22 protein-coding genes are annotated in these 25,493 nt (G+C 31.5%); 12 read left to right on the top strand and 10 right to left on the bottom strand.

Features of this window, described 5'->3' with window-relative positions; all coding sequences use genetic code 11:
- Nucleotides 1-23: 23 nt before the first annotated feature.
- From FH779_RS10095 to FH779_RS10085, 3 genes are read right to left on the bottom strand one after another with little or no spacing between them, the layout of a single operon-like run.
- Entirely contained in the window at nucleotides 24-2,066 is a 2,043-nt protein-coding gene (locus FH779_RS10095; protein ID WP_180904574.1) for a S9 family peptidase, read from the bottom strand.
- Nucleotides 2,067-2,102: 36 nt separating this feature from the next.
- On the bottom strand, nucleotides 2,103-2,864 hold the full coding sequence (locus FH779_RS10090) for a hypothetical protein (protein WP_180904573.1): 762 nt from the start codon (nucleotides 2,862-2,864) through the stop codon (nucleotides 2,103-2,105).
- Nucleotides 2,865-2,871: 7 nt separating this feature from the next.
- Entirely contained in the window at nucleotides 2,872-3,630 is a 759-nt protein-coding gene (locus FH779_RS10085) for a hypothetical protein (RefSeq protein WP_180904572.1), read from the bottom strand.
- Between the two features lie 188 nt (nucleotides 3,631-3,818).
- Here FH779_RS10085 and FH779_RS10080 point away from each other — a divergent pair, with 188 nt between their 5' ends.
- Nucleotides 3,819-4,571 carry an SDR family NAD(P)-dependent oxidoreductase gene (locus FH779_RS10080; protein ID WP_125349843.1) on the top strand — a complete coding sequence of 251 codons (753 nt, stop codon included), beginning with the start codon at nucleotides 3,819-3,821 and terminating at the stop codon, nucleotides 4,569-4,571.
- A gap of 83 nt (nucleotides 4,572-4,654) precedes the next feature.
- Nucleotides 4,655-5,311: a fructose-6-phosphate aldolase gene (fsa, locus tag FH779_RS10075; RefSeq protein ID WP_125349844.1), complete on the top strand. Its 657-nt coding sequence runs from the start codon at nucleotides 4,655-4,657 to the stop codon at nucleotides 5,309-5,311.
- A gap of 387 nt (nucleotides 5,312-5,698) precedes the next feature.
- On the opposite strand, the gene FH779_RS10070 is transcribed toward fsa, so the two are convergent.
- The 4 genes from FH779_RS10070 to gldJ form a co-directional block, all read right to left on the bottom strand.
- The gene (locus FH779_RS10070) at nucleotides 5,699-6,802 is read right to left on the bottom strand and encodes an endonuclease (protein WP_180904571.1); all 1,104 of its coding nucleotides are present in this window, start codon (nucleotides 6,800-6,802) and stop codon (nucleotides 5,699-5,701) included.
- Nucleotides 6,803-7,069: 267 nt separating this feature from the next.
- Entirely contained in the window at nucleotides 7,070-7,504 is a 435-nt protein-coding gene (locus FH779_RS10065) for a hypothetical protein (RefSeq protein ID WP_180904570.1), read from the bottom strand.
- A 111-nt stretch (nucleotides 7,505-7,615) separates the two neighbouring features.
- Nucleotides 7,616-8,896, bottom strand: a complete 1,281-nt coding sequence (locus tag FH779_RS10060; protein ID WP_180904569.1) for a UDP-N-acetylmuramoyl-tripeptide--D-alanyl-D-alanine ligase — start codon at nucleotides 8,894-8,896, stop codon at nucleotides 7,616-7,618.
- Between the two features lie 65 nt (nucleotides 8,897-8,961).
- The gene (gene gldJ / locus FH779_RS10055; protein ID WP_449505516.1) at nucleotides 8,962-10,596 is read right to left on the bottom strand and encodes a gliding motility lipoprotein GldJ; all 1,635 of its coding nucleotides are present in this window, start codon (nucleotides 10,594-10,596) and stop codon (nucleotides 8,962-8,964) included.
- 158 nt (nucleotides 10,597-10,754) lie between these two features.
- Here gldJ and porU point away from each other — a divergent pair, with 158 nt between their 5' ends.
- From porU to FH779_RS10035, 4 genes are all read left to right on the top strand, one after another.
- Entirely contained in the window at nucleotides 10,755-14,618 is a 3,864-nt protein-coding gene (gene porU, locus FH779_RS10050) for a type IX secretion system sortase PorU (RefSeq protein WP_180904568.1), read from the top strand.
- Nucleotides 14,619-14,654: 36 nt separating this feature from the next.
- Nucleotides 14,655-15,860 (top strand): type IX secretion system outer membrane channel protein PorV, encoded by a 1,206-nt coding sequence (gene porV / locus FH779_RS10045; protein ID WP_038331444.1) that lies wholly within the window; start codon nucleotides 14,655-14,657, stop codon nucleotides 15,858-15,860.
- Between the two features lie 126 nt (nucleotides 15,861-15,986).
- Nucleotides 15,987-16,892, top strand: a complete 906-nt coding sequence (locus FH779_RS10040; protein ID WP_180904567.1) for a pirin family protein — start codon at nucleotides 15,987-15,989, stop codon at nucleotides 16,890-16,892.
- Nucleotides 16,893-16,899: 7 nt separating this feature from the next.
- Nucleotides 16,900-17,301 carry an OsmC family protein gene (locus FH779_RS10035; RefSeq protein WP_180904566.1) on the top strand — a complete coding sequence of 134 codons (402 nt, stop codon included), beginning with the start codon at nucleotides 16,900-16,902 and terminating at the stop codon, nucleotides 17,299-17,301.
- 51 nt (nucleotides 17,302-17,352) lie between these two features.
- On the opposite strand, the gene FH779_RS10030 is transcribed toward FH779_RS10035, so the two are convergent.
- The 3 genes from FH779_RS10030 to FH779_RS10020 all read right to left on the bottom strand — a co-directional run bounded on the left by FH779_RS10030 (nucleotide 17,353) and on the right by FH779_RS10020 (nucleotide 20,011).
- On the bottom strand, nucleotides 17,353-18,258 hold the full coding sequence (locus FH779_RS10030) for a polysaccharide deacetylase family protein (protein ID WP_180904565.1): 906 nt from the start codon (nucleotides 18,256-18,258) through the stop codon (nucleotides 17,353-17,355).
- Nucleotides 18,259-18,337: 79 nt separating this feature from the next.
- Nucleotides 18,338-19,153, bottom strand: coding sequence for an HAD family hydrolase (locus FH779_RS10025; protein WP_180904564.1), 816 nt, complete (start codon nucleotides 19,151-19,153; stop codon nucleotides 18,338-18,340).
- A 51-nt stretch (nucleotides 19,154-19,204) separates the two neighbouring features.
- On the bottom strand, nucleotides 19,205-20,011 hold the full coding sequence (locus tag FH779_RS10020; protein ID WP_038331456.1) for a TerC family protein: 807 nt from the start codon (nucleotides 20,009-20,011) through the stop codon (nucleotides 19,205-19,207).
- A 182-nt stretch (nucleotides 20,012-20,193) separates the two neighbouring features.
- On the opposite strand from FH779_RS10020, the gene FH779_RS10015 reads away from it, so the two are divergent.
- The 6 genes from FH779_RS10015 (at nucleotide 20,194) to lpdA (ending at nucleotide 25,439) form a co-directional block, all read left to right on the top strand.
- A complete protein-coding gene (locus FH779_RS10015; protein ID WP_180904563.1) occupies nucleotides 20,194-21,069 on the top strand; it encodes a DMT family transporter in 876 nt (291 codons plus the stop codon).
- Nucleotides 21,070-21,153: 84 nt separating this feature from the next.
- Complete coding sequence (locus FH779_RS10010) at nucleotides 21,154-22,167, top strand: beta-ketoacyl-ACP synthase III (protein WP_038331461.1); 1,014 nt, start codon at nucleotides 21,154-21,156, stop codon at nucleotides 22,165-22,167.
- Between the two features lie 594 nt (nucleotides 22,168-22,761).
- A complete protein-coding gene (locus FH779_RS10005) occupies nucleotides 22,762-23,142 on the top strand; it encodes a hypothetical protein (protein ID WP_115000754.1) in 381 nt (126 codons plus the stop codon).
- 4 nt (nucleotides 23,143-23,146) lie between these two features.
- On the top strand, nucleotides 23,147-23,515 hold the full coding sequence (locus tag FH779_RS10000) for a hypothetical protein (protein WP_147280003.1): 369 nt from the start codon (nucleotides 23,147-23,149) through the stop codon (nucleotides 23,513-23,515).
- A gap of 113 nt (nucleotides 23,516-23,628) precedes the next feature.
- A complete protein-coding gene (locus FH779_RS09995; RefSeq protein WP_180904562.1) occupies nucleotides 23,629-23,766 on the top strand; it encodes a hypothetical protein in 138 nt (45 codons plus the stop codon).
- 272 nt (nucleotides 23,767-24,038) lie between these two features.
- The gene (lpdA, locus tag FH779_RS09990) at nucleotides 24,039-25,439 is read left to right on the top strand and encodes a dihydrolipoyl dehydrogenase (protein WP_115000751.1); all 1,401 of its coding nucleotides are present in this window, start codon (nucleotides 24,039-24,041) and stop codon (nucleotides 25,437-25,439) included.
- Nucleotides 25,440-25,493 lie beyond the last annotated feature (54 nt).

The raw sequence follows: 25,493 nt of genomic DNA, 5'->3' as shown, positions 1-25,493 counted from the left end.
TTGTTGACTTTTTGGTTTGAAATTTATTCTGTAATCCCTTCTAACATAAATAAGAAAGCATCTTCTTTCGCATCTTCTTTCAACGATTCGAATCGACCAGAAGCACCACCGTGACCTGTGTCCATATTTGTATCTAAAAGTAGAATATTATTATCTGTTTTTAAATCTCTTAATTTCGCCACCCATTTTGCAGGTTCCCAATATTGTACTTGAGAATCGTGCAAACCTGTCGAAACATAAAGGTTTGGATAAGCTTTTGCTTCCACATTATCGTAAGGCGAATACGATTTCATGTAATCGTAATATTCTTTTTCGTTCGGATTTCCCCATTCATCATATTCCCCTGTTGTTAGTGGAATAGAATCGTCTAACATTGTTGTGACAACGTCCACAAAAGGAACTTGCGCAATTACTCCATTGAATAATGTTGGCTCGTAATTAATAACAGCCCCCATCAACAATCCGCCAGCAGAACCACCCATTGCATATAGATGTTTTGATGAAGTGTAATTCTGTTGAATCAAATATTTTGCTGCATCAATATAATCGAAAAATGTATTTTTCTTTTCTAACATTTTTCCATCTTCGTACCATTCGCGACCAAGATATTGACCACCACGAATATGTGCGATTGCATAAATAAAACCTCTGTCCAAAAGACTTAATCGAACCGAACTAAAATAAGGCTCTATCGTGTAACCATACGAACCATAAGCGTAAAGTAGGAGAGGAGTTTCGGCAGAAAGAGGTGTATCTTTTCGACGAACCAATGAGATTGGAACCATTTCTCCGTCTCGTGCTTCAGCCCAAATTCGTTCAGAAATATAATTTTCTTTGTCAAAATCACCTATAACAACTTGTTCTTTTTTGATTTCGAATGTTTTATCATTCATGTTAAAATCAATCACAGAAGAAGGAGTTGTCAATGATGTATATCCGTAACGTAAAATGTCAGTATCAAAATCTGGATTTGTGCCAACATTTGCTGTATAGGTTTCTTCGTTAAATGGCAAATAATAATCAGTTGAATTATTCCATGCTTTGATATTCATCTGCAATAAACCATTTGTGCGCTCTTCGATAACCAAATAATTTTTGAAAATCTCAAAACCTTCAATCAATGTTTCTTCACGATGAGGAATCACATCAATCCAATTTTCTTGTTCTGTTTTTTCGACAGAAGTTTTCATTAATTTGAAGTTAAACGCATCATCTTTATTGGTTTGAATATAAAATGAATCACCAAAATGTTCGATTGAATATTCTAAATCACGTTCTCTTTCTTGAAAGATTTTAAACGCTGCATCTGGTTGATTAGAAGGAATATATCTAAACTCATCTGAAACAGTACTTGAAGATCCAATAATAATGTAATCTCTTGATTTTGATTTGTAAACAAACGCATTGAACGTATCATCGGCCTCTTCAAAAACCAAGACATCATCTTCTTGTTTTGTCCCTAATTTGTGTTTCCAAATTTGATAAGCGCGTAATGTTTCATCTTTTCTTGTATAAAATAAGGTCTGATTATCAGCGGCCCAAACAGAACCTCCAGTTGTGTTTTCTATTTTATCAGAAAGAATTTCTCCAGTTGTTAAATCTTTGATTTGAATCGTATAAATTCTTCGCGAAACATTGTCAACTCCAAAGGAAACCAATTGATTATTTGGCGCCATCGAAATTCCGCCCAATTGATAATACGAATGACCTTCTGCCATCGTGTTGACATCAAAAAGAATTTCATCTGGATTCTCTAAACTATCTTTACGACGTTTGTGAATCGGATATTCCTTCCCTTTTTGATATTCTGTCAAATACCAATAACCATTCAATTTGTACGGAACAGACGAATCATCTTCTTTGATTCGCGCTTTCATTTCCTCAAAAAGCTTGGTTTGTATAGCTTCCGTTGGTTGTAGAATAGCTTTTGTGTATTCGTTTTCTTGGTTCAAATAATCGATAACTTCAGAGTTTTCACGATCATTCAACCAATAATAATTATCGATGCGGATATCTCCGTGTTTTTCTAATTTTTGTTCTATTTTTTTCGCAATAGGTGCTTGCATTTTCTAAAATTTAAGGTGCAAATGTACTATAAAAACTTACTTTGAATAAGTTGTAGTTGACCAAGATTTATCACCTGTTTTATATTCGATGATGATATTATTTTCGTTCAAATAACCAATTGTTTGGTAATTTCCGTTTTGAGAAATCACTGTCACATGAAAAACATTTTGTTGGGCAGCTGGATAAAATTGTGCAATAACTTTTGAATTTTCTTGATCTATTAACACAAATTCGTAGTTATTTGTACTTGCTGTCGTGTAATTTTTTCCGTTCGATTTGTAAACGTTTTTGTATTCTACAGTTTTACTTGATTCTTGCGTAACGACTTTATTCGTTGTTTCTTTAACGGTTGGAATTGTTGTATTTTCTGTTTTAGTTACAGGTAAATCTTTCGCATTTTGTTTTCCAACCTGATTCATAGCAAATGTTAATGCTTCTTGATAACCTTTTGTGAAATCTTTTTCTTTTGACGAACCTTCATAAGAGCTAACAACAGCATTATTGCAATCAGTAAAAGTCACTTTTAATTTATTTCTAAACATCACTTTTACTTCTTCAATGTTAGCTTTTGTTGCTAAACAAGGATTAATTTGTACCTCTAACGGGATAGAATTTTCATTGACTACTTCATAATCTTTTTTTCTCAAAGCGGTTTTCAATCCAATATTTAATTGAAAATCATCTTTAGCAAAATCTTTAAAGAGTTGAGGAACGATAACATATTTGTAATCTGTTACGTTTTGTGCCTGAAGTGATGATAATGCAATTAAAAATAAACCTGATAATATAGTTTTCATTATAAGATTATTTAGCCGATAATTTAACTTCTTTCCAAGTATTATTTTCAGAAACCTCGTACGAAATTGTATTTCCACTAATGTAACCTACCGAAAAATAATTTGAATTTCCTTTGGTAACAATTACTCTATAAATTCCATTTTTTAGAGTTGGTTCAAATTTCGCAACAACCTGATTTCCGTTTTCGGACATCAACATAAAACCACCATTTTGCAGTTCAATTTTTTGATACGTAATTGTTCCATCTGTCAACAAATTAGTAGCTGTTACCTTAGTTCCTTTTGGCTCTGGTATATATGCAGTTGTTGTTTCTGTTTGGGCTTTTTCTAATTTTACCATCGGAACAGAAGCTTTCGCATTTTGAGATTTTAAAGGATTTAAAGCTAGTTTTATAGCTTCTTGGTAACCTTTGTCATATTCTTTAATCTTAGAAGTTCCTTCAAATTTTTGAATACTTTTATTAGAACAATCTGTAAAACTTACCTCTAATTTATTATTCAGAAAACTTTTAACTTTTAAAATATCAGCATTCAATGCTAAACAAGGGTTTTGCACAACTTCTAGCGGCCAAGAAGATTTATCAGAAGGTAAAACTTCATATTTTTTCTGCGTTAATATATATCTTAATCGATTATTTAATTGATATTCATCTTTATCAAAACTAGAAAATTTTTCAGGAATATTGATGTACTTATAATCACTTGTTTCTTGTGCATTTATAGTAGAAAAACTACATAAAAGTATAGCAGCTATTAAATTTTTCATTTAAAAAGTTATTTGTATCAAATATAAAAAAATAGAATTGTTTTATCCTAAATATATTTGTTATGCTGAATTTTTCATTTCAAAATAGTTAATAAAATTGAATCATTTCAAATAATATTATTTGAAAGAAATGATTTATAGATCTGATTATAAATGATTAACTTTATTTAAATTAAAATCATAAAATTATGTCAAGTTTAAAAGATAAAGTTGCGATTGTAACTGGAGCTAGCTCTGGAATTGGGAAAGCTGTTGCTGAATTATATGCCAAAGAGGGTGCGAAAGTTGTGGTTTCAGATATTAATGAAGAAGGTGGAAATGAAGTAGTAGAAATTATCAAAAAAAATGGAGGAGAAGCGATATTTTTCAAAGCTGATACTTCTTCGCCAGAAGATAATGAAGCATTAGTAAATAAAACGCTTGAAGTTTATGGAAAACTTGATATAGCTTGTAACAATGCTGGAATTGGAGGTCCTGCTGAGCTGACTGAAAATTATCCACTAGATGGTTGGAAAAAAGTAATAGATATCAATTTTAATGGTGTTTTTTACGGATGTAAATATCAATTACAAGCAATGGAAAAGAATGGAGGAGGTTCTATTGTTAATATGGCTTCTATTCATGGTACTGTCGCTGCGCCAATGAGTTCGGCTTATACTTCTGCAAAGCATGGAGTTGTAGGTTTGACGAAAAACATTGGAGCGGAATACGGACCAAAAAATATTCGTTGTAATGCAGTTGGACCAGGTTATATTATGACGCCTTTGTTGTCGAATAATTTGAGTGCAGATCATTTAGAATTGCTTGTTACAAAACATCCAATGGGTCGTTTGGGACAGCCAGAAGAAGTTGCGGAGTTGGTTTTATTCTTAAGTTCGGACAAAGCATCCTTTATGACAGGCGGTTATTACCTTGTTGATGGAGGATATACAGCGGTTTAAAATATTTTTGATCGAATCTTTAAGATTAAATGGTTTTCTATAATTTAATCCTTAATTTTGCCTGAACGAAATACAAACAAACAATGAAATTTTTTATCGATACAGCTAACTTAGCTGACATTAAAGAAGCCCAAGATTTAGGAGTTTTAGATGGTGTAACAACAAATCCATCTTTAATGGCAAAAGAAGGAATTACAGGTCAAGAAAATATTTTGAATCACTACAAAGCAATTTGCGAATTAGTTGACGGAGATGTTTCTGCTGAGGTAATTTCTACTGATTTCGAAGGAATGGTAAAAGAAGGTGAAGCTTTAGCAGCTTTAAATCCTCAAATCGTAGTTAAAATTCCTATGACGAAAGATGGTGTAAAAGCGTGTAAATACTTTTCTACAAAAGGAATCAGAACTAATGTTACTTTAGTTTTCTCTGTAGGACAAGCATTATTAGCTGCAAAAGCTGGTGCAACTTACGTTTCTCCATTCATCGGACGTTTAGACGATATTTCGACAGATGGTTTAAACTTAATCGAAGAAATTCGTTTGGTTTATGATAACTATTTGTACGAAACTCAAATTTTAGCTGCTTCAGTTCGTAATACAATGCATATTGTAAATTGTGCAAAAATTGGTGCTGATGTTATGACAGGACCTTTATCATCAATCTTAGGATTGTTAAAACACCCTTTAACAGATTCTGGATTAGCACAATTCTTAGCTGATTACGCAAAGGGAAACCAATAAATTGAAATAGAATTTTCTATATATGAGTCGCTTAATTTTAAGCGACTTTTTTTATGAATTTATATTAATGAAAAGCTTTTAATTATCAAGTTGATAAAAATAGTGTTAATAAATAAAAAAAGATGTTTTGTTATGAATAATATAAAATTATTAATCGTAAATTGATAAAAGTATTAGAAACTAAAATATTTCTTATTAGTATGTTAAAAACATTTATTTTATTATCAGTCACGCTTGGTATCCCTTTTTTATTAATCATGTTTCTATATGGAAGCACATTTTTTAAGAAAAATATCAATAATGACTAATAATTTTTTCCATTTACTAAAATAAAAAATCCTTCACTTGTATGAGCGAAGGATTTTTTTATGATGGATTGATAAATGATTATTTTATTACAACTCTTTTGTTGATTTCCATTTGTTTTCCAACAACTTTGATGATATAAACACCTGGAGTTTTGAAATTAACTTCAACTTCTTTTTGATTAGATGAATTTGAAACTTCATTAACTAATTGTCCATTGAAATTAAAAACAGAAACTTTCTGAATTGATTTCGAATTATTTTCAAGTTTAACTTTAATCGAACGATTTGTTGCATTGTAAACTGAAACATCATCACGTTTTTGATATTCGAAATCTCCAGTTCCTAAATCCGAACCCCAAATTTTTTCTGCATATTCTGGATGATCGATAAATGGATTTCTATTTCCTTGGTATCTGTATACTAAATTATTAATGTCTTTTTCTCGATCAGAAACAGGATCATTTAAATGCCAAGTCATTAATATTTTCAAGAAAGTATCTGTAAAAACTTTATCTTTTGTTTTATTAAACATAGCATAGGTCCAACTTTGAATACCATTTTCTTGATAGCGTGTAGCAAAATAAAAATAAGCACGAGCGATATCACCTTTAAATTCATCAATAGGTTCGAATACAATCCCAGAATAGCCGGCAGAATAACCAGAATTTAAATTACTTCCTAATTTAGACCCATTTAGTGATGTGTATGTTGCATTCCCAACAACACCATGAGGATAGTTACTTCTCATGCCGTTTACTTTACCATCTGTTGGCCATATATGCAAAGGGTCTGAAACCATAGGCGAACTTTCACTAAAAACACTTTGAGGGATTAAGTGTTCTCTATTGTAACAATCTCCTTCATTCTTGTAATTTCCACATTCTTTTTGACCAGGAGTAAAATTATATGGATCTTTAGCAGTAGCAATTTCAGAATAGATGTCTAAAATGGTATTATCTTTTTCATAATATTTATCTTGAAATCCATTATCAGAATCCGTTTGTCTGTATAACCCTTTTAAAGCATCATAACTTTTTGTTGTATGACCTTTTATTATATTATAGAGTTGAGTTTTTAATACAAATCCACTACCGGTTGCATTGTTGTAATAATTAGCAGGCGCTTGAGCAAAAAGGTTAGAACCTACTAAAAAAATACTAAGATGTAAAATTATTTTTTTCATACAGTATGAATTTAAAAAGAGAATTAAGATACGAAAAATATCTTAATTCTCTCATTTATTATTTAATAATTATTTTTTAAATATATAAACGTTTTTCAAAATTTTTAAATTGAAATTATTTAAATTTAGTTGCTCAACAAGTGGAAGCCTTGTATTATATAACAAAATTGTGGAAATCTGTTTCATATATTTTATCTTGAAAAGGTTACAAATGTATATATAAAAAAGACATCTAAAATTAATAAATAGTTAAGTTTAGAGCCTCTTTTACTTATTGTAATTTTGATAAATCACCAATGAATCTTGAATTTGTTTATTTAATAATTTATATAAATCAGGTTGATTTAAAGAGACTCCAGCTATCGATTTCAATTTTTTCTGAAAATTCTTAGAACCTGACAAAAATTTTGCTCGATAAGAATCTTTTTCCATGACTTTTTTGGCTTGTAAATCTTTAAAATCTTTTCTAATTTTTCGTGCATATAATTCAGACAAGTCAAATTGCAACTGCATTTCTTTTAAAATTTCTGCATGTTGCATAGATAGCCACGAATTACTTTCATCAAATTTATTGGTAACCCAAAGTTCAGGAAGTTCTCCAGTAGATTCTGCAATTTTCCAACCTAATTTTGAATCTAAAAATCCTTGAGGAACCTTTGTTTGAATAGGTTTCTTTTTAAAGTTTTCGTAATTAAGTTTCATATCTTTTTTCCATTCAATTACAGATTGAGCCTGAAGAGAATGAGAAGTGAAAAGAGTAATTATAATAAAAAAAAATATTGATTTATTCATCAGATAATCAAGGTATTGATTTTAAATATTTTCTAACAAATCAAGCCTCATGCCATGAGAACCTTTTATCAAAATATTTTGAGTTTTGATTGGATTTTCTTTTAAACATTCTTCAAATGCAACGCGATTTTCAAATTTTTGTACTTTCGGATTATTCGTAATTGTTTCACCAAAATTATGTCCTAAAATAAAAATTTGATCAAAATCTAAACTTTCAGCTAAATCTAAAATACGTTGATGCTCAGCTTTTGATTCTTCTCCAAGCTCAAACATGTCACCAATAATAATTGTTTTAGAACCTTCAAATTTTGCAAAATTATTTAACGAAGCTTCCATACTACTTGGGTTTGCGTTGTAGGCATCCATCACAATTTTGTAATTTTCTTTATTGATAATTTGTGAACGATTATTTGATGGAAAATAATTTTCGATTCCGTTTTGAATAGATTTTGCGTCAATCCCGAAATGTTCTCCAATTGCAATTGCACACGAAATATTGCTAAAATTATAGTTTCCTGTTAAATGTGATTGAATTTTTAAATCTTGGTATTTAACCGCCAAATATTCAGTTTCATTTTCTATCAATTCGATTTGAACATTAGCATTATGTTGATCAGAAAATGTAATTCGGTTAATATCTTCAGTTTTTTCAACTTGAATAGGATCATTAAAATTGACAAAAGCAGTTCTGTTATTTGCTCTCAAAAAATCATATAACTCAGATTTTCCTTTAATCACACCTTCAATTCCTCCGAAACCTTCTAAATGAGCTTTACCAAAATTGGTGATATACCCATAATCTGGTTGAGAAATAGAAGCTAATAACTCGATTTCTTTTTGATGATTCGCACCCATTTCGATCACAGCCATTTCTGTATCTTCTGAAATAGAAAGTATAGTTAAAGGAACTCCGATGTGATTATTCAGATTTCCGAATGTATAATGCGTTTTGAATTTCTCTTTTAAAACAGCTGAAATCAATTCTTTTGTCGTTGTTTTACCATTAGAACCAGTCAATCCAATAAATGGTATTTTAAGGTAATTACGATAAGTTCTCGCTAAATCTTGTAGAGTTTCTAAAGCATCATTAACCAAAAAAATATTTTGAGATGTATTTTCAAATTCTTTTTCGTCAACAATTGCCATTGCAGCTCCTTGATTGATCGCTTCTTGAGCGAAAGTATTTCCATTAAAATTAGCTCCTTTTAAAGCAAAAAAGATACAATTTTGTGAGATGTTGCGTGTATCAGTCGTAACGATTTTCGATTTAAGAAATTGATCGAATATTTCTGCTGTTTTCATAATGTAAAAATAAAAAATCTCGATGAAATTAATCACCGAGATTTAAAATATTTTGAAAAGGATTATTATCCTCTACGTTTACGTTTTGATTCGAAACTACCAGAGTATTCTTGTGCTACACGGAAACCAATCCAGTTTGTTGCACTTGCTTGGTGTAAGTAACGTCTTTGACCAGCATCAATCCAATATATAGGATCTTTCCAAGAACCACCTTTTACTACACGTGTTTCATCAGAGATGTCAGAAGTACGATTTGTAGTGTCTTTCTCTAAGATTACACGACCTTTTTCATCCACTCTAAATTTACGTTGAGGAGCGTTGTACATATCTTCTGTCGCTTGATCAGCAGATTTACCTTCCTCAGTACGTGGTGATAAAGAAGAATTAGGGTCACCATCACGATAATTTGTTAAATCGTATTCTGTTTGTTTTTTGTAAGCACCTGGTAATCCTCTATAAACTAAACGTCCGTTGTCTAATGTATCATATTCAACATTTGTTTCGTCATATTTTTCAAAACCACCTGCTCCGTTGTCAATTTTTGTTTTTAAAATATTTCCACGGTAGTAGTTGAAATCGTTTGCCTCTTCATCAATAATAGGACGATAAACATCAGAAACCCATTCAGCAACGTTTCCTAACATTCCGTAAAGACCAAAATCATTTGATGGATATTTACGAACATCACTTGTAATTGCAGAACCATCGTTACCAAATCCACCAATTCCAGAGTAATCTCCACGTCCTTGTTTGAAGTTATCTAAATATTGACCTCTTTGAGCACCTTTCGTTACTCTCAAGTTATTTTGAGCAACATCTTTTCCTTTGTATTCGTTGTATTCACGATTTCCAGGTAAAGCCAATGCTGCATATTCCCACTCAGCTTCTGTAGGTAAACGGAATGGTTGTACTTCATCTGAACCAGTTGCACGATTTGCTTTTAAGATACGTGTATTTTGCGTTTTGATTTGATTCGCTCTCATAATTTTAGTCGAATCAATCGCTTCGTTTACATTTGTATCGCCTAACTTATATTGTTCAGCACTAAATGTTTTATTTCCGTAATTATATTCCTCGTTATTATAATAATCTTTTGATAAGATTCCTTTGTTCATTAAAGATTTTTCAACAGCACGGTCTGTTAACCAATCACAATAGTTAACGGCTTGTAACCAAGAAATACCAACTACTGGATAATAGCTGAATTCTGGCGAAAATAAATAATTTTCTGTAGAGAAATCATCACGAGATAATTGATTGTTAAAAACCGTTTCATCTGGTAATGCTCCATTATAAATATCCTTGTATTGCGTGTCTTCTGGAGGGAAAACAACTTTCAACCAAGTTAAGTATTCTTTGTATTCGTAGTTTGTAACCTCAGTTTCACCAATGAAGAAAGATTTTACTTGCATACGAACAGGAGAATTATTCCAATCGTGTAACACGTCATCTTTCGTAATTCCCATCGTAAAAGATCCACCTTCGATGAAAACCATTCCAGGCCATGCTTTGATGTTTTCTTTCTTTTTACCTGAAAAAAACCAACCTTTACTATCGTTTGGTTTCCATCCTGTACGACTTGTGAAATTTTTTGTTCCACCTCCTTTTTTCTTTCCTGAACTGCTTGCACAACCCATGAATACACTCATAGTAACAGCTGCAAGGGCAAGAGAAAAAATACGTCCTTTATTCATTTTCATAGAATATTTCTGGTTTTCGAAAATTAAATTTAATGCAAATAAAAGCATTTGACATTAATCTTACAACGAAAAAATGCTTTATTTCTTGTATCAAACGTAAGAATTATTTTTTTATTTTACGATTGAAAATATATTTGTCAAAATAGCGTTATTCAGACATGAAGAAATATTTTATTTTAGTTGCAACTTTGCTTCAATTTCCTCAATTATTTAGTCAAAATTACAAAATAAATTGGGAGAATAATCAAACAATTTCTTTAACGAATGGAAATACGGTAAACGTGCCGTTTTTTTCGAATAAAGATAATTATTTTGTTGGAGGATATTTTCTTCCGGAATTTGTTGTTGAGTTAAATTTTACAAATCAAGAAGTTGAATTGTCAAATGTACAATTTAGAGAAGTACAGAATGAATTGGCTGATTTGAATACGTCTTCGATTACAGATAAAATTAATTTTTCTTCATATAATATTATTGATAAAAATGGTCAGCAAAAACTAATTGTTAAAGTTGTACCATTTGTCAAACAAAATGATAAGATTTTAAAAATAGAATCTTTCTCAATCGTTCCAAAAACAACTCAATCTAGACGAAATCTTAATCAACGATTAGTTGATAATTCAACTACAAGTGTCCTAAAATCGGGTGATTGGTACAAAATAAAAGTTTCTAAAGATGGAGTTTTCAAATTAGATAAAAGTTTCTTTACTAAAAACGGAATTCCGACCAATTTTAATCCAAAATCGCTAAAAATCTATGGAAATGGAGAAGGGCGTTTGATGGAGAATTTAACGGAAGATAGAATTGGTGCTCTTAATGAAATTCCAATAAAATTTGTTGGAGGTGAAGACAATTCCTTTGATAATTCGGATTACGTTTTGTTTTATGCAAAAGGTCCGCATCAGTGGTATAGAAATAATACGACAACGTTGAAAGATGCAAAAGTTCGCTATAATTTATATGATGATTTTGCTTACTATTTTATCAGTTTTAATGGTGAAGATGGTAAAAGAGTAGGAGAACAAGCGATTACGACTAGTCCTGTAAAAACTTTTTCTACTTTTGATAATTTACAATTTCATGAAAAAGATTCGATTAACTTAAATGGTCTTGGACAAATTTGGGTTGGAGAAAATATTGGCTTGAAAGATGGTTTTAAGAAAACATTCAAAGCGAATGCTGTAAATGGTGGAGAAGCCTATTTGCGTTATGCGGTGGTTGGAAAAAATGCAAATACTATATCTTATAGTCTTAATGTAAATGGACAAACTTTTACTTATCCTTTAGGAGACTCATTATTTGATAGAAGTGTTCAAGATGAAACAATTTCATTAAGTTCTAATACAATTGATATTGCGGTTTCTTCTAACGGAACCAATCCTTCTGGATTAGTATATTTAGATTATTTACAATTGCGTTTCAAAGATGGTTTAACCTATAACAATGAGCAATTTACTTTTCAGTTTTTAGAAGATATTAATGATGGAAGTGTGAATGCTTTTTCATTGAATAATGCTGCAAATGTTTCTGTTTGGAATGTTTCTGATATTCATTCAATTTCTTCAATTGTTCCGCAAAGTAATTTGTATAAATTTAGTACAAATCATCAGAATCAGTTTGTCGCTTTTAAGGATGAAAATGCTTTTACAGATGCAAAATATGTAGGGAAAGTTACAAATCAAGATATTCGTAGTTTAACCGATATTAATTATATAATTGTCACACATCCAAAATATTTGGATCAGGCTACACGTCTGGCGAATTTTAGAAAAGAGCATGATAAAATAAATGTTGCAGTTGTTACAACGGAACAAGTTTACAACGATTTTTCTTCTGGGAGTCAAGATCCTATTGCTATTCGTGATTTCTTTAAATTCTTAAAAGATGGGTCAAGTCCAAATTTAGAATATGGTGTTTTGTTTGGAGCGACAACCTATGATCCGAAAAATAGAGTAAAAGATTTTACAAATTATCTTCCCACTTTTACAGACGAACCTTCTCTTAATATTGATGGTGCGATTGCAACCGACGATTATTTTGCAATGTTAAATGATAATGTAAAAATGTTATCGAATAGCGTAGATGGAATTTATAGTTACGATGCCAATTGGTTTGAAATAGCTGTAGGACGAATTTCTGCTTCTAACTCTGCTGAGGCAAAGATTTTGGTTGATAAAATAATTTCGTATTATGGTAAAGTTCAAGGAAAAGGAACTTCGTATGGCGATTGGCGAACAAAAATTGTTGCAGTTACGGATAATGACAATAATGTAAATACTCCAGGTTTAAATGCCAAAATTGATACAGAATTTTCTAAGCCTGAGAATCAAATTTATACGATTAATAAGATATATTCGGGAGCTCATCAACCCGAAAGTACTTCTGCTGGTGTTCGATATCCAACCGTAAATCAAGCAATTCTGAATGGAATCGAGTTAGGTTCAAACTTCTTGATGTATTATGGTCATGGTGGTCCTCGTAGTTGGGCGCAAGAACGAATTATAACAGCTGAAGAATTAACAAATTTATCCAATTTTAATGCAGCTTATTCACGTTTACCTATCGTCACAACTGTTACTTGTGATTTTACAATTTGGGATTTACCGCAATATAATTCTGCTGGTGAAGCAATGTTGAAAAATGCAAATGGTGGAGCGTTATCTATGATTACGACTAACCGTCCGATTGGAACAGGCTATGGAGATTCGATGAATAATTTTTTGATCGAACAATTTTTTAAGAAGGTTGGTGTAGAAAATCAAACAATTGGTAAAGCGCTTAATGAAGCAAAATTAAATTATTCTCCAAAACATACAAATAACAAAAGTGTAAGTATTCTTGGAGATCCGATGTTAGTAATTCATCGTCCGCAACAAGATATTGAAATATTAAGTATCAAAAATAAAAAAGATGTAGATGCCCTTGCAGGTGGTAAGATGCAAGCGTTAGATTTTATAACGATTACAGGTAAAGTAAATCAATTATCTAACACTTCTATTGATAATAATTTCAATGGGAAAATTGCGATTAGTTTGTATGAAAAACCTGAAACGAAAACCATTTTATCGGAGTCTGATTGGGCTGGAAAAACTTTCGAAACAGAAAATAAAACAATTTATAAAGGAACAGGAAAAGTTGAAAAAGGTGAGTTTACGATTCAATTTTATGTTCCGAAAGATATCAATTACGAGCTAGGAAATCGTAAAATAAAATTTTATGCTTGGGATGAGAAAGATGGTAAAGATGCATCGACTTTAAAAACAATTACGATTGAAGGAATTAATGAAGAAGGATTAAATGATGATGAACGTCCGCAGGGCAAGTTATATATGAATAATCTTCATTTTGCGAATGGAGGAATTACAGATCGTTCGCCTTATTTGGTGGGTTGTTTAACTGATAATTCGGGTATTAATGCAACAGGATCAAGTATTGGACACGATATTGTAGCAACACTTGATGGAAAAGTACAAGATGCTTATGTGTTGAATGAATATTATGATGGAGGTGATGCAAATCCTTGTGTCAATAAGAATTTCGAGGATTACCAGAAAGGACAAGTAATGTATCAATTGAAAAATCTTGAACTTGGTCAACATACTGTGAATTTAAAATTTTGGGATATCAACAATAATTCGAATACTGCAACGTTAGACTTTGTAGTAATGGAAAATGGAACAGGACAATTGCATATTGATAAATTGCTAAACTGGCCAAATCCATTTACTAAGAATACGTTTTTCCATTTTGAACATAATTGTGATTCTGAGTTAGATGTAATGGTTCAGATATTTACAATTTCAGGAAAATTGGTCAAAACAATCCGAAAAACTGTTTCGGCAGAACCTTTTAGAGAAGGATATCGAACAGGTAAATATGCGATAGAATGGGATGGTTTGGACGATTTTGGCGATAAAATAGGAAAAGGTGTTTATATTTACAAGGTCAATGTGAAAGGTGTTGATGATACGGTTTGTAAAGGATCAGCCGCAGCAGTTGAAAAACTTGTCATATTAAAATAATAAATAAAAAGATAAAATATAATCAATATAACACGAATGAAAAAAATTACCGCAAGCTTATTGATTTTAGCATCAGGATTTACTTTTGCTCAAGATACAGGAGGAAATGATACTGGGAACGATTATACAAAATCTAATCCAATTTTAACTGGAGCTCCATTTTTAAGAATTTCTCCAGATGCACGTGCAGGTGGTTTAGGAGATCAAGGTGTAGCCACATCAACAGATAATTATTCACAATACTGGAATGCGGCAAAATATGCTTTTGCACCAGATTATTCAGGAGTAGCATTTACTTATACTCCATATATGGGATCTTTGGTGAATGATGTTTTCTTATTAAATGCAACTTATTACACTTTCTTAGGACAAGATGAGCGTAGTACATTAGGAGCAAGTATCTATTATTTCAATATGGGAGAAATAGAACTTAACCAATTACAAGGAACTGATATTGTTTCGATGGGAAAAGCAAAACCAAATGAATTCTCTATCGATTTATCATATGGTTTACGTTTAACGGATAACTACTCGATGGCGGTAACTGGTCGTTTCATTCGTTCAGATTTATTCAATGGAGTAAGCGATGGTACAGTTCAGCCAGCAAATACATTTGCAGTTGATTTAGCAGGTTATTATCAATCAGAAACAATGGATACCAACAATTTTGAAGGAAAATTACGTGGAGGTTTCCAAATCTCTAATATTGGTCCAAAATTAGATTATTCAAACTCAGAAGATAATGCATCATATTTACCAACAACATTACGTTTAGGTGTTGGATATGATTTCAAATTTGATGATTACAATAAAGTAGGAATTACAACAGAATTTTCTAAATTATTAGTTCCAACTCCAACATATGAGAAAGATGAAAATGGAAATCCAATTCCTGGAACTGGATATATTCCTAATAAAGGAGTAATGTCTGGAATTTTTAGTTCATTTGGAGATGCTCCTGGAGGAGGAAAAGAGGAGTTAAAAGAAATTATGTATTCTGTAGGTGCAGAGTATTCTTATAATGATGCTTTATTTATTCGTGCAGGTTATTTTCACGAAAGTCCAATGAAAGGAGATCGTCAACATTTGACATTAGGTTTAGGACTGAAATACAATGCGTTTGCATTTAATGCGTCTTATTTAATTCCAATGTCAGATACAAACAATGCTTTAGAAAACACATTACGTTTCGGTATTGCTTGGAATTTTGGAGGAGAAACACAAAATAATTACGATTACTAGAAATCGTTAAGATTAAGTTATAATTGGCTAACCTTTTGGTTAGCCTTTTTTTATTTATTAACTTAAATCAAGTTTTAAATTAATAGTTAAAACTAATTTTACATCAATTAAAAAACTAAACTAATTATGTCTAACGTTGGATTAATTTTAGAAGAAAAAGCTGCTGATATAGGAAATTTTTTGGTAGGTAGGTTATTACCATTTCGTCAAAAAAGACATGTCGGACCATTTGTATTTATCGACCATATGGGACCAACAAAAATGAAAGATTATCAAAATCTTGATGTTGGACCGCACCCACATATTGGTTTATCAACTTTGACTTATTTATTTGAAGGAGCGATTATGCATCGCGATAGTTTGGGAACTGAATTAGAAATTCAGCCTGGAGCTGTGAATTGGATGACTGCAGGTAAAGGTGTTGTGCATTCTGAGCGAACTCCTGAATATTTACGTACAACTGAAAAAACATTGCATGGATTACAAATTTGGGTGGCTTTGCCAAAAGAATTAGAAAATATGGAACCAAGTTTTGTTCACGTTGAAGCAGATAAATTACCAAATTGGTCAGACGATAATGCAGATTATAAATTGATTGCAGGTAAGTTTGGTGAACATACTTCTGGCGTACCTGTTTATTCTCCTTTATATTTTATTGAAATTAAAGCTAAAAATGATTTCAAAGTTTCATTGGGAAAAGATTTGTATGGAGAATCTGCTTTGTATGTCTTAGAAGGTTCTATCAAAGATGGAGGAGAAACGTATGGAACAAAACAATTATTAGTAGCGAAAGAAGCTACTTTGTGTGAGTTTGAAATTGCGGCTGGTTCTACCGTTTATATTTTTGGAGGGGAAGAATTACCAGAAGAACATTTTATCTTTTGGAATTTTGTAAGTTCTTCAAGAGAAACGATTGAAACGGCGAAGGAAGATTGGATTAATCATCGTTTTCCTAAAGTTCCTGGTGACGACGATTATGTTCCAATTCCACAAGCACAACAAAAATCTAAAGTAAAAGAAAACGATAAATAAATTGATAATGAGTGATATTAATGTAACGTCAACTTCGACAGATATAAACTATATTTCGAATATTAAAGCTGGAAAACACGAATTTAATGTAGACGAACCTATAGACAAAGGAGGATTGGATACGGCTGCAAAACCAAGCGAATTATTGGGCGCTGCATTGGCTTCTTGTACGTCGATTACATTGCAAATGTATATGAATCACAAAGAATTTCCTTACAAAAAAGTTGAGGTAGAAGTCAATTTTGATATGATTACAACTGAGCCAATTACTTTTCAACGTCATGTTATCATAGAAGGCAATTTCGATGAGAAACAACAAACAAGATTATTGAAAGTTGCAAATTCTTGTCCTGTACACAAAGTGTTAGAAAAAGGTCACGAAATAGAAACAACGATAGAGTTTATTTAATAAAAAAATCCACTTCAGATGAAGTGGATTTTTTTTATCTTAATATTTTATTTAGCTAATCCTGGTTGGATATCCCGAAATTCCTTCGATTACAATTTTCGGATTACGTTTCAATAAAACAATTAATTGTCTTAATTTTTCTGCATTATAATCTTCATTAAACATATCATCGTGCATTAAAATTACCAAATGATTTTTTTCGAATGTTTTATTTTGATCCAAACGATGTACAATTCCTTCGTATATTTTTTCAGGCGAAGAAAGTTGATGATTTGCAGATTTTTTTCCACTTCTTTCCCATTCATAATCCCAACCGTAAATATAATATTGATTTTTAGCCAATAAATCAGCTGCTGGAATTGCATTTTTTACTGGATCGTCTTTTTTACGTTTGTTCAAACGCCATGTGTTACGCGCAGGCAAACGCACCCAACGAGAATGTATATCTAATACCACCTCATTTTTGCGAATATCTTCGTAAACATTTTCTGGAACACTGTAAAAAGCTTTGTATTTGTTGCGAGCATGCGAAAAAGTATGGTTAGCAATTTCTACATTTGGATTAGCTTTATAATCTTCTACATGTTGTTTCAAATCTTTTGTAAAAGCATTAAAACCAACTAAGAAAACCGTTCCTTTTACATTTTCTTCGGTTAATATTTTATTGATATTTTTGCTTCCTTTATATGGACCATCATCAAAAGTTAGGTAGACATATTGTTTTGTCGAATCAATAGGATTTTGCTTTTCTTCTTTTGCAATAGTATCTAATTGCAAAGTAGATGAGTCAATTTTTACTGTATAAATAGAATCAACATCATTCTGCAAAATTTCTTTTGGCTCAGAAGAAGTTGTTGTTTGATTTTGAATTGGATTATTTGCCTTTTTACAAGAAAAAACAAAAAGTAAAGTTCCAATTGCAAGAAAGCTTTTTAGATGTCTGTTGATAGTGAACATTGATTGTTTAGGTTTTGTGCGAAATTAATAATTTAATCTGATTTGAAATGTTAAATGATTGATGTTATTTGTCAGATTATTAAGTGTTTACGGTTTTTAATTGTTGTAAATATTGCTTAATAACTTGAATTACACCATCTTCATCATTAGAAGGCGCTTTAAAATTCGCTACTTCTTTTACATTTTGATGCGCATTTTCCATTGCAAAACTATATTTTGCCAAGTGTAACATCTCCAAATCATTCATAAAATCGCCAAAAACAATGATTTCTTCAGAAGAAATATCCAATTTATTCATCAAAGCTTGTAATGCAACTCCTTTGTTCGATTTTTTATTCATAACATCTAACCAAACTTCGCCAGAAACCACAACTTTTAATCCATATTTTTCAAAATCAACTAATTTTGGAAATACATTAAATTCTGTTCCATCAGCATGATTTACTGCAATTTTAATGAATTGTTCATTTTCGATTTTATTTAAATCATCAACCCAAATATTTTTATCGTAATAATTTTTAAAATATTCTAAAAAAGTTTCATCTTTCGATTCCACATAAGCGGCATTTTTGCCAGCCAAAACAATATTTGCACCTTCTATTTTACGTACTTCTTCTACGATTTCTTTTACAACAGACCAATCCAATTCGTCAATAAAAACTTCCTCACCTTTGTAGGTAACATAAGTTCCGTTTTCAGCAATAATTGCCAATTCATCTTTTATATTTTCAAAATATGAAATGATACTATAGTATTGACGACCACTTGCAGGTACAAATGTGATGTTGTTTTCTTTTAATTCTTCGTAAATTTTATTGAATTCTGGACTTAATGAATGATCAGAACGCAACAAAGTTCCGTCCATATCTGTCACGATTAGTTTTATATTTTGCATTGATTTTTTTCTTAAATAAAAAAGGTCTCATAATTGAGACCTTAAAGTTAGTTATAAATTTTTGTTTTGTTCTTCTGCGTCGCCAACCATATTTCGGACAATTCCTGGATTCGAATGCTTTTTCTTCATTTTCAAATTCAAGAATTCGACTAAAACAGAGAATCCCATTGCAAAATAGATGTATCCTTTCGAAATGTGTTGATCAAATCCTTCTGCTAATAACGAAACACCGATTAATAATAAGAATGATAAAGCCAACATTTTAACCGTTGGATGATCGTTCACAAATTTAGAAACCGCACTTGCTGAAAGCATCATAACTGCAACAGCAATAATTACAGCCGCAATCATAACTTCGATATGTTCTGCCATACCAACTGCTGTAATCACAGAATCTAATGAGAAAACAATGTCTAAAATTAAGATTTGTACAATAGTTCCTGCAAAAGAATGTACTTTCACTTTTCCTTCAGTTTCTTCAACACCTTCTATTTTGTGGTGAATTTCTACAGTCGATTTATAAATCAAGAATAATCCTCCGATTAATAAAATCAAATCTCGACCAGAGATAGCTAATTTTTCTAACCATTCGGTTGAAGTAATGCCAATCCATTCGCCGATATTGAATAGAGGAGTGGTAAGACTCATCACCCAACTTAACGAGAATAAAAGGATTACACGTGTAAACATGGCTAAAAATAAACCAAGCTGTTGTGCTTTCTTTTGTTGATGCGCAGGTAATTTTCCTGACAAAATAGAGATAAAAACAATATTATCAATCCCTAAAACGATTTCTAACATTGTTAATGTAAATAATGCAACTAATGCATCTGGTTGTAAAAAAATACTAAAATCCATCGATTAATTTTGAAGTTTCGAAAATACAACGAAGAATAAGAATTAAAGTTTGAGTAATAATTATTTGATGTTAATTTAACATTAGAACTTATACAAAATTATTTACAGATTAAATCAATTAAATCAATTAAATCGTTTTAGCAATATAGAATTAAACTCTACTTTTGCGAAAAAGGCTTAGAATGATTTCAAAAGTTCAACTTCGGTTGCAGTTTCTCGTACTTCTTTGGGGATTTACAGGAGTTTTCGGAAAATTAGTCACAATGAGTGCGTTGCCAATGGTTTGGTATCGTGTTCTTATTGGGGCAATTGCTGTTTTTATCTATATGAAATTCAGAAAAATGGATTTCAAAGTGACCAAAAACGAATTATTGAGATTACTTGCTATTGGTGGAATTGTAGGAATACATTGGTTTACATTTTATTTGTCAATCAAACTTTCTAATATTTCAATTGCGTTGAGTACGTTGTCGATGGGCGCGCTTTTTAGTGCGATTTTAGAACCTATTTTTTTTAAGCGAAGAATTAATCTGCTCGAAATAATTCTTGCCATAATTGTTTCTGCTTGTGTAGCTGTTATTTTTAATGCATCGCCAGAAGATTATAAATTAGGAATTATTATCGGTATTTTGTGTAGTTTTTTATCGGCATTATTTGCAGTTCTTAATTCGAGATTACCAAAATCAATCAAACCAACTAAAGTTACTTTATACGAAATGATTGGTGGAGTGATCGCACTTTCGGTGGTAATGATTCTTTTTCAGCCAGAAGCTATTTCTGAAGTTGTAAATATAAGTTGGTCAAACTTAGGGTGGTTGACGTTGCTTGGTGTTATTTTTACAGCTTTTGCACAAATAGAATCAGTTGATTTGCTGAAACATGTAAGTGCTTTTACGTTGATGTTGAACGTAAATTTAGAACCAGTTTATGGCATCATTTTGGCAAGTATTATTTTTGGAGATTCAGAACATATGAATCCTATATTTTACATTGCTACAGGGGTAATGGTACTTTCTATCATTATGAACGGAATATTAAAAACAAGATTTTCTAAATAATTTATTGTCAAAAAGACGCATTTGTTTTAAAGAATGCTTATCATTTAATATCTTTGCTTCAATTGAAAAGTAAACCATAATCACATGATACACTCTATTATTACAGGTGTTGGGCATTATGTTCCCGAAAGAGTTGTTACAAACTTTGATTTAGCTGAGGTGATGGACACCAATGACGAATGGATTCAGGAACGTACAGGGATTGTCGAAAGAAGACATATCGAGCCAGGTTCTAAGATTTCGTCTACAGATTTGGGTGTTATTGCGGCTAAAAATGCGTTAGAAGATGCAGGAATCACTGCTCAAGATATCGATTTTATCTTATTTGCTACTTTATCTCCCGATTACTATTTCCCTGGAAATGGTGTGTTGGTACAAAAAGAGTTAGGTTGTCGTACGATTGGGGCAATGGATATTCGTAATCAATGTTCTGGTTTTGTGTATGCGTTATCAACTGCTGATGCTTTTATCAAGGCTGGTGTTTACAAAAATATTTTGGTGATTGGAGCAGAAGTTCATTCATTCGGATTGGATATGTCGGATGAAGGTCGTGGTGTTTCAGTAATTTTTGGAGATGGAGCAGGAGCGGTAATTGTTTCGGCATCGGAAGAAGAAGGACGTGGAATTTTATCGACGAATTTACATTCTGAAGGAGAATTTGCTGAAGAATTAGCAGTTACTTTCCCAGGAACAAAAACAGGTTGGTCGGATGAATTATTGAAAGAAGGAAACACTTTAACTAAAAAAGAAATTTATCCATATATGAATGGAAACTATGTTTTCAAACATGCGGTAACTCGTTTTCCTGAATCAATTATCGAAGCTTTATCGGCTGCAAATAAAAAGCCAGAAGATTTAGATTTATTTATTCCACATCAAGCGAATTTGCGTATTTCTCAATTTGTACAAAAACAATTGGGATTACCTGATGAGAAAGTCTACAACAACATTATGCGTTATGGAAATACAACAGCAGCCTCTATTCCGATTGCATTGAGTGAGGCAAAGCAAGAAGGTAAAATCAAAAAAGGAGACTTAGTAATGATGACTGCTTTTGGAGCTGGATTTACATGGGGTTCTGTGTTGATGAACTGGTAAACATAAGTTAGAAATTAGATTTACGAATTTAGAATATATGAAAAACCCTTCACTGAAAAGTGAAGGGTTTTTTGGTTATATTCATAAAGTTAGCAATAGAAACAACATCATTTACAAAAACGCCATTTTGTGTCCGCATTTGTCCGCTTCTGTCCACATTTGTCCACTTTTGTCCGGTTGTTTTTTATTCAATAATAGTATTGTAGTAAAATAAAAACCTCGCTAAACCTCTATTTATCATAGGTAGATAAGATTCGTCTTTTTGGTCGATTTTTAGCTTGTTCGACCATCGTTCGACCATTGTTCGACGAATCTTCGGAAAAACGGCATTCTCGTCGAAGAACGGTGGAAGAAAACACGAGCGAAAGTGGGAGATAATTTATAGAATTGTAGTTATTACAATAATGGGTATTGATTGTTATTTTTTGGTATATTTGATTGTTAACTATAGTTTTATGAAAGAATTGGAGGGATTTACGAAACTTTTTTGGTTGAATCTATTTCAAAAGTAGAATGGAAAGAAATATTGCTTTCGTGGAAAGAATTTTTTGAAAGTTAAGTTTACAATATAAATTAATTTAAAAAATATGGAGTATGATTAGAGAATTAATAGAAAAGTATAAACTCAATTTTCAAAATAGAGTTGATGAAGACGGAGAAATAGATAAATTTCCAGAGACAAATATAGATCAATTAACAAATCTTTTATATGAATGGAAAGCGGAAGATATTGATAGTAATGAACATGGATTATTAGCAGATATAGATGAAGCACTTACGAATCAAAATAGTGAAATTGAGTCAGGAAGTACAACGGTACTTATCCTAATTTATCAAAATGAAGTACGATTTGTTGGGGCTTGGTCTGAAGAAACTTATTCTATATCAATACCAACACAAGACTTCAAAGAAATCGTGATTGGTTGGAGAGATTTTTTACTTACGCCACCACTTAATGGTACTAAAATGTCTTAGCATTATGAAAAATGTAGATTTAATTTTTGAAGATTTATATAAAAAATCTTCGAATATATTTAATTTGAATAATGAAAATAAGGTTTCTAGTATTTTATTATTTAAAGATTATATTTCACACCTAAAAGAATGGAAAGAATTATTAGGTACTGATTACAGACCATTTGGGACATCTCTAAATTTACAAGAAAATAATCTTATTAAAGATGTTAATGAGGATTTCTTAAAAGAGCTAACTTCTTTTGAAGTTTTTTTTAACAATTTTAAAGATAAATTTAAAATTGATGAAAATCTAATAGGTGGAAGGGTAATAAATTACTGGTTTATTTATATATATACTGGGAATTTTTCAAACAAAAAGAAAAGTTTATAAAAATTAAAGATTATTCTAATCCATATAATAGTCTTATTAAGCTTTTTAAAAATGATAATATTTATATAAGAGAAGGAATAAATGTTTCGGGAGTTACTATGAGAAATAGTAGTATGAGTCTGAGATTACCTTCATTAGATGATGATTTCTTAGATTATATCGATTCAAAATGTAAGTTAGTTGGTAGCGATGGTATTCCTAACCAAGAAAGAGTAAACGAACTTTGGGAAGAGTTTCAACAAATAGAATAAGTTTAATAAACCTCAGATTTTGTCTGAGGTTTTTGTTTTATAAAAAAATCTCTTTGATAGAAACATCAAGGGGAAAATTGAGATTTTAATTGAATAGAAAAATTTATAAGTTTTTTTAAAAAAATTAAGAACTGAAAACTATAATAATTGTATCAATACTTTTCCCAATTTCCTAACAAAATTCATTACAATTTTATAACGAAAATCTATTCGATATTGGTTATATTTGTAGAGTTTAAATTAATTATAATAATAAATCAAAATAAAACTATATGAGTTCTTATGATGTAGCCGTAATTGGTGCTGGACCTGGAGGATATGTTGCAGCTATTCGCGCAGCGCAATTAGGATTTAAAACAGCAATTATCGAGAAAGAAAGTTTAGGAGGTACATGTCTTAATGTAGGATGTATTCCATCAAAAGCTTTATTAGATTCTTCTCACCACTATTACGATGCTGTAAATCACTTTAAAGAGCACGGAATCGAAATCGATGCTCCAAAAGTAAACTTCACTCAAATGATTGCTCGAAAAGCAGGTGTTGTAGATACTAACGTAGCTGGTATCAAATACTTGATGAGTAAAAATAATATTGATGTTTTAGAAGGTACTGGTGCTTTTAAAGATGCAACTCATATCGTTGTAACAGCTAAAGATGGCTCTACTCAAGAGATTGAAGCTAAAAATACAATTATTGCAACTGGATCAGTTTCATCTGAATTACCATTTGCACCAACAGATAAAACTCGTATCATCACTTCTACAGAAGCATTAGCTTTATCTGAAGTTCCAAAACACTTAATCGTTATCGGTGGTGGTGTTATCGGATTAGAGTTAGGATCTGTTTACTTACGTTTGGGTTCTCAAGTAACTGTTGTAGAATATGCAGACCGTGTTATTCCAGGAATGGATGGTGCTTTGTCTAAAGAGTTGACAAAAGTATTGAAAAAACAAGGAATGAAATTCCACACTTCAACTGGTGTAACTTCTGTTGTAAATAACGGAAATGATGTTACATTAAAAGCAACTTCTAAAAAAGGAGAAGAAATCGAAATTAACGGAGATTACGCTTTAGTAGCTGTTGGTCGTCGTGCTTTCACTGGATCTTTAGGTTTAGAAAACGTAGGAGTAGAGGTTGACGAAAGAGGTCGTATCAAAACAAACGATCACTTACAAACTAATGTTTCTAACATTTATGCGATTGGTGACGTTGTTGCTGGTGCAATGTTAGCACATAAAGCAGAAGAAGAAGGTGTTTTAGTTGCTGAGCAATTAGCAGGTCAAAAACCTCATATCAACTATAACTTAATTCCTGGTGTTGTTTATACTTGGCCAGAAGTTGCAGGAGTTGGTAAAACAGAAGAGCAATTAAAAGAAGAAGGAGTAGAGTACAAAGTTGGTTCTTTCCCTTTCAAAGCTTTAGGACGTGCTCGTGCATCTATGGATACAGACGGTTTTGCTAAAATTTTAGCTGATAAAAACACAGACGAAATCTTAGGAATGCATATTATTGGTGCTCGTGCTGCTGATTTAATTGCAGAAGGAGTTGTAGCAATGGAATTCCGTGCATCTGCAGAGGATTTGACAAGAATGTCTCATGCTCACCCAACATTCTCAGAAGCGATCAAAGAAGCTGCTTTAGCTGCTACAGACAATCGTCCAATTCACGCTTAATCAATAGATTTAAGATAAATTCTAAAAAGCTGTTCGTAAGAGCAGCTTTTTTTG

This window comes from Empedobacter falsenii (genome assembly GCF_013488205.1).
Lineage (GTDB): Bacteria > Bacteroidota > Bacteroidia > Flavobacteriales > Weeksellaceae > Empedobacter > Empedobacter falsenii_C.
The sequence above is the reverse complement of the archived record's forward strand: the minus strand, read 5'-3'. Positions and strand labels throughout refer to the sequence as shown.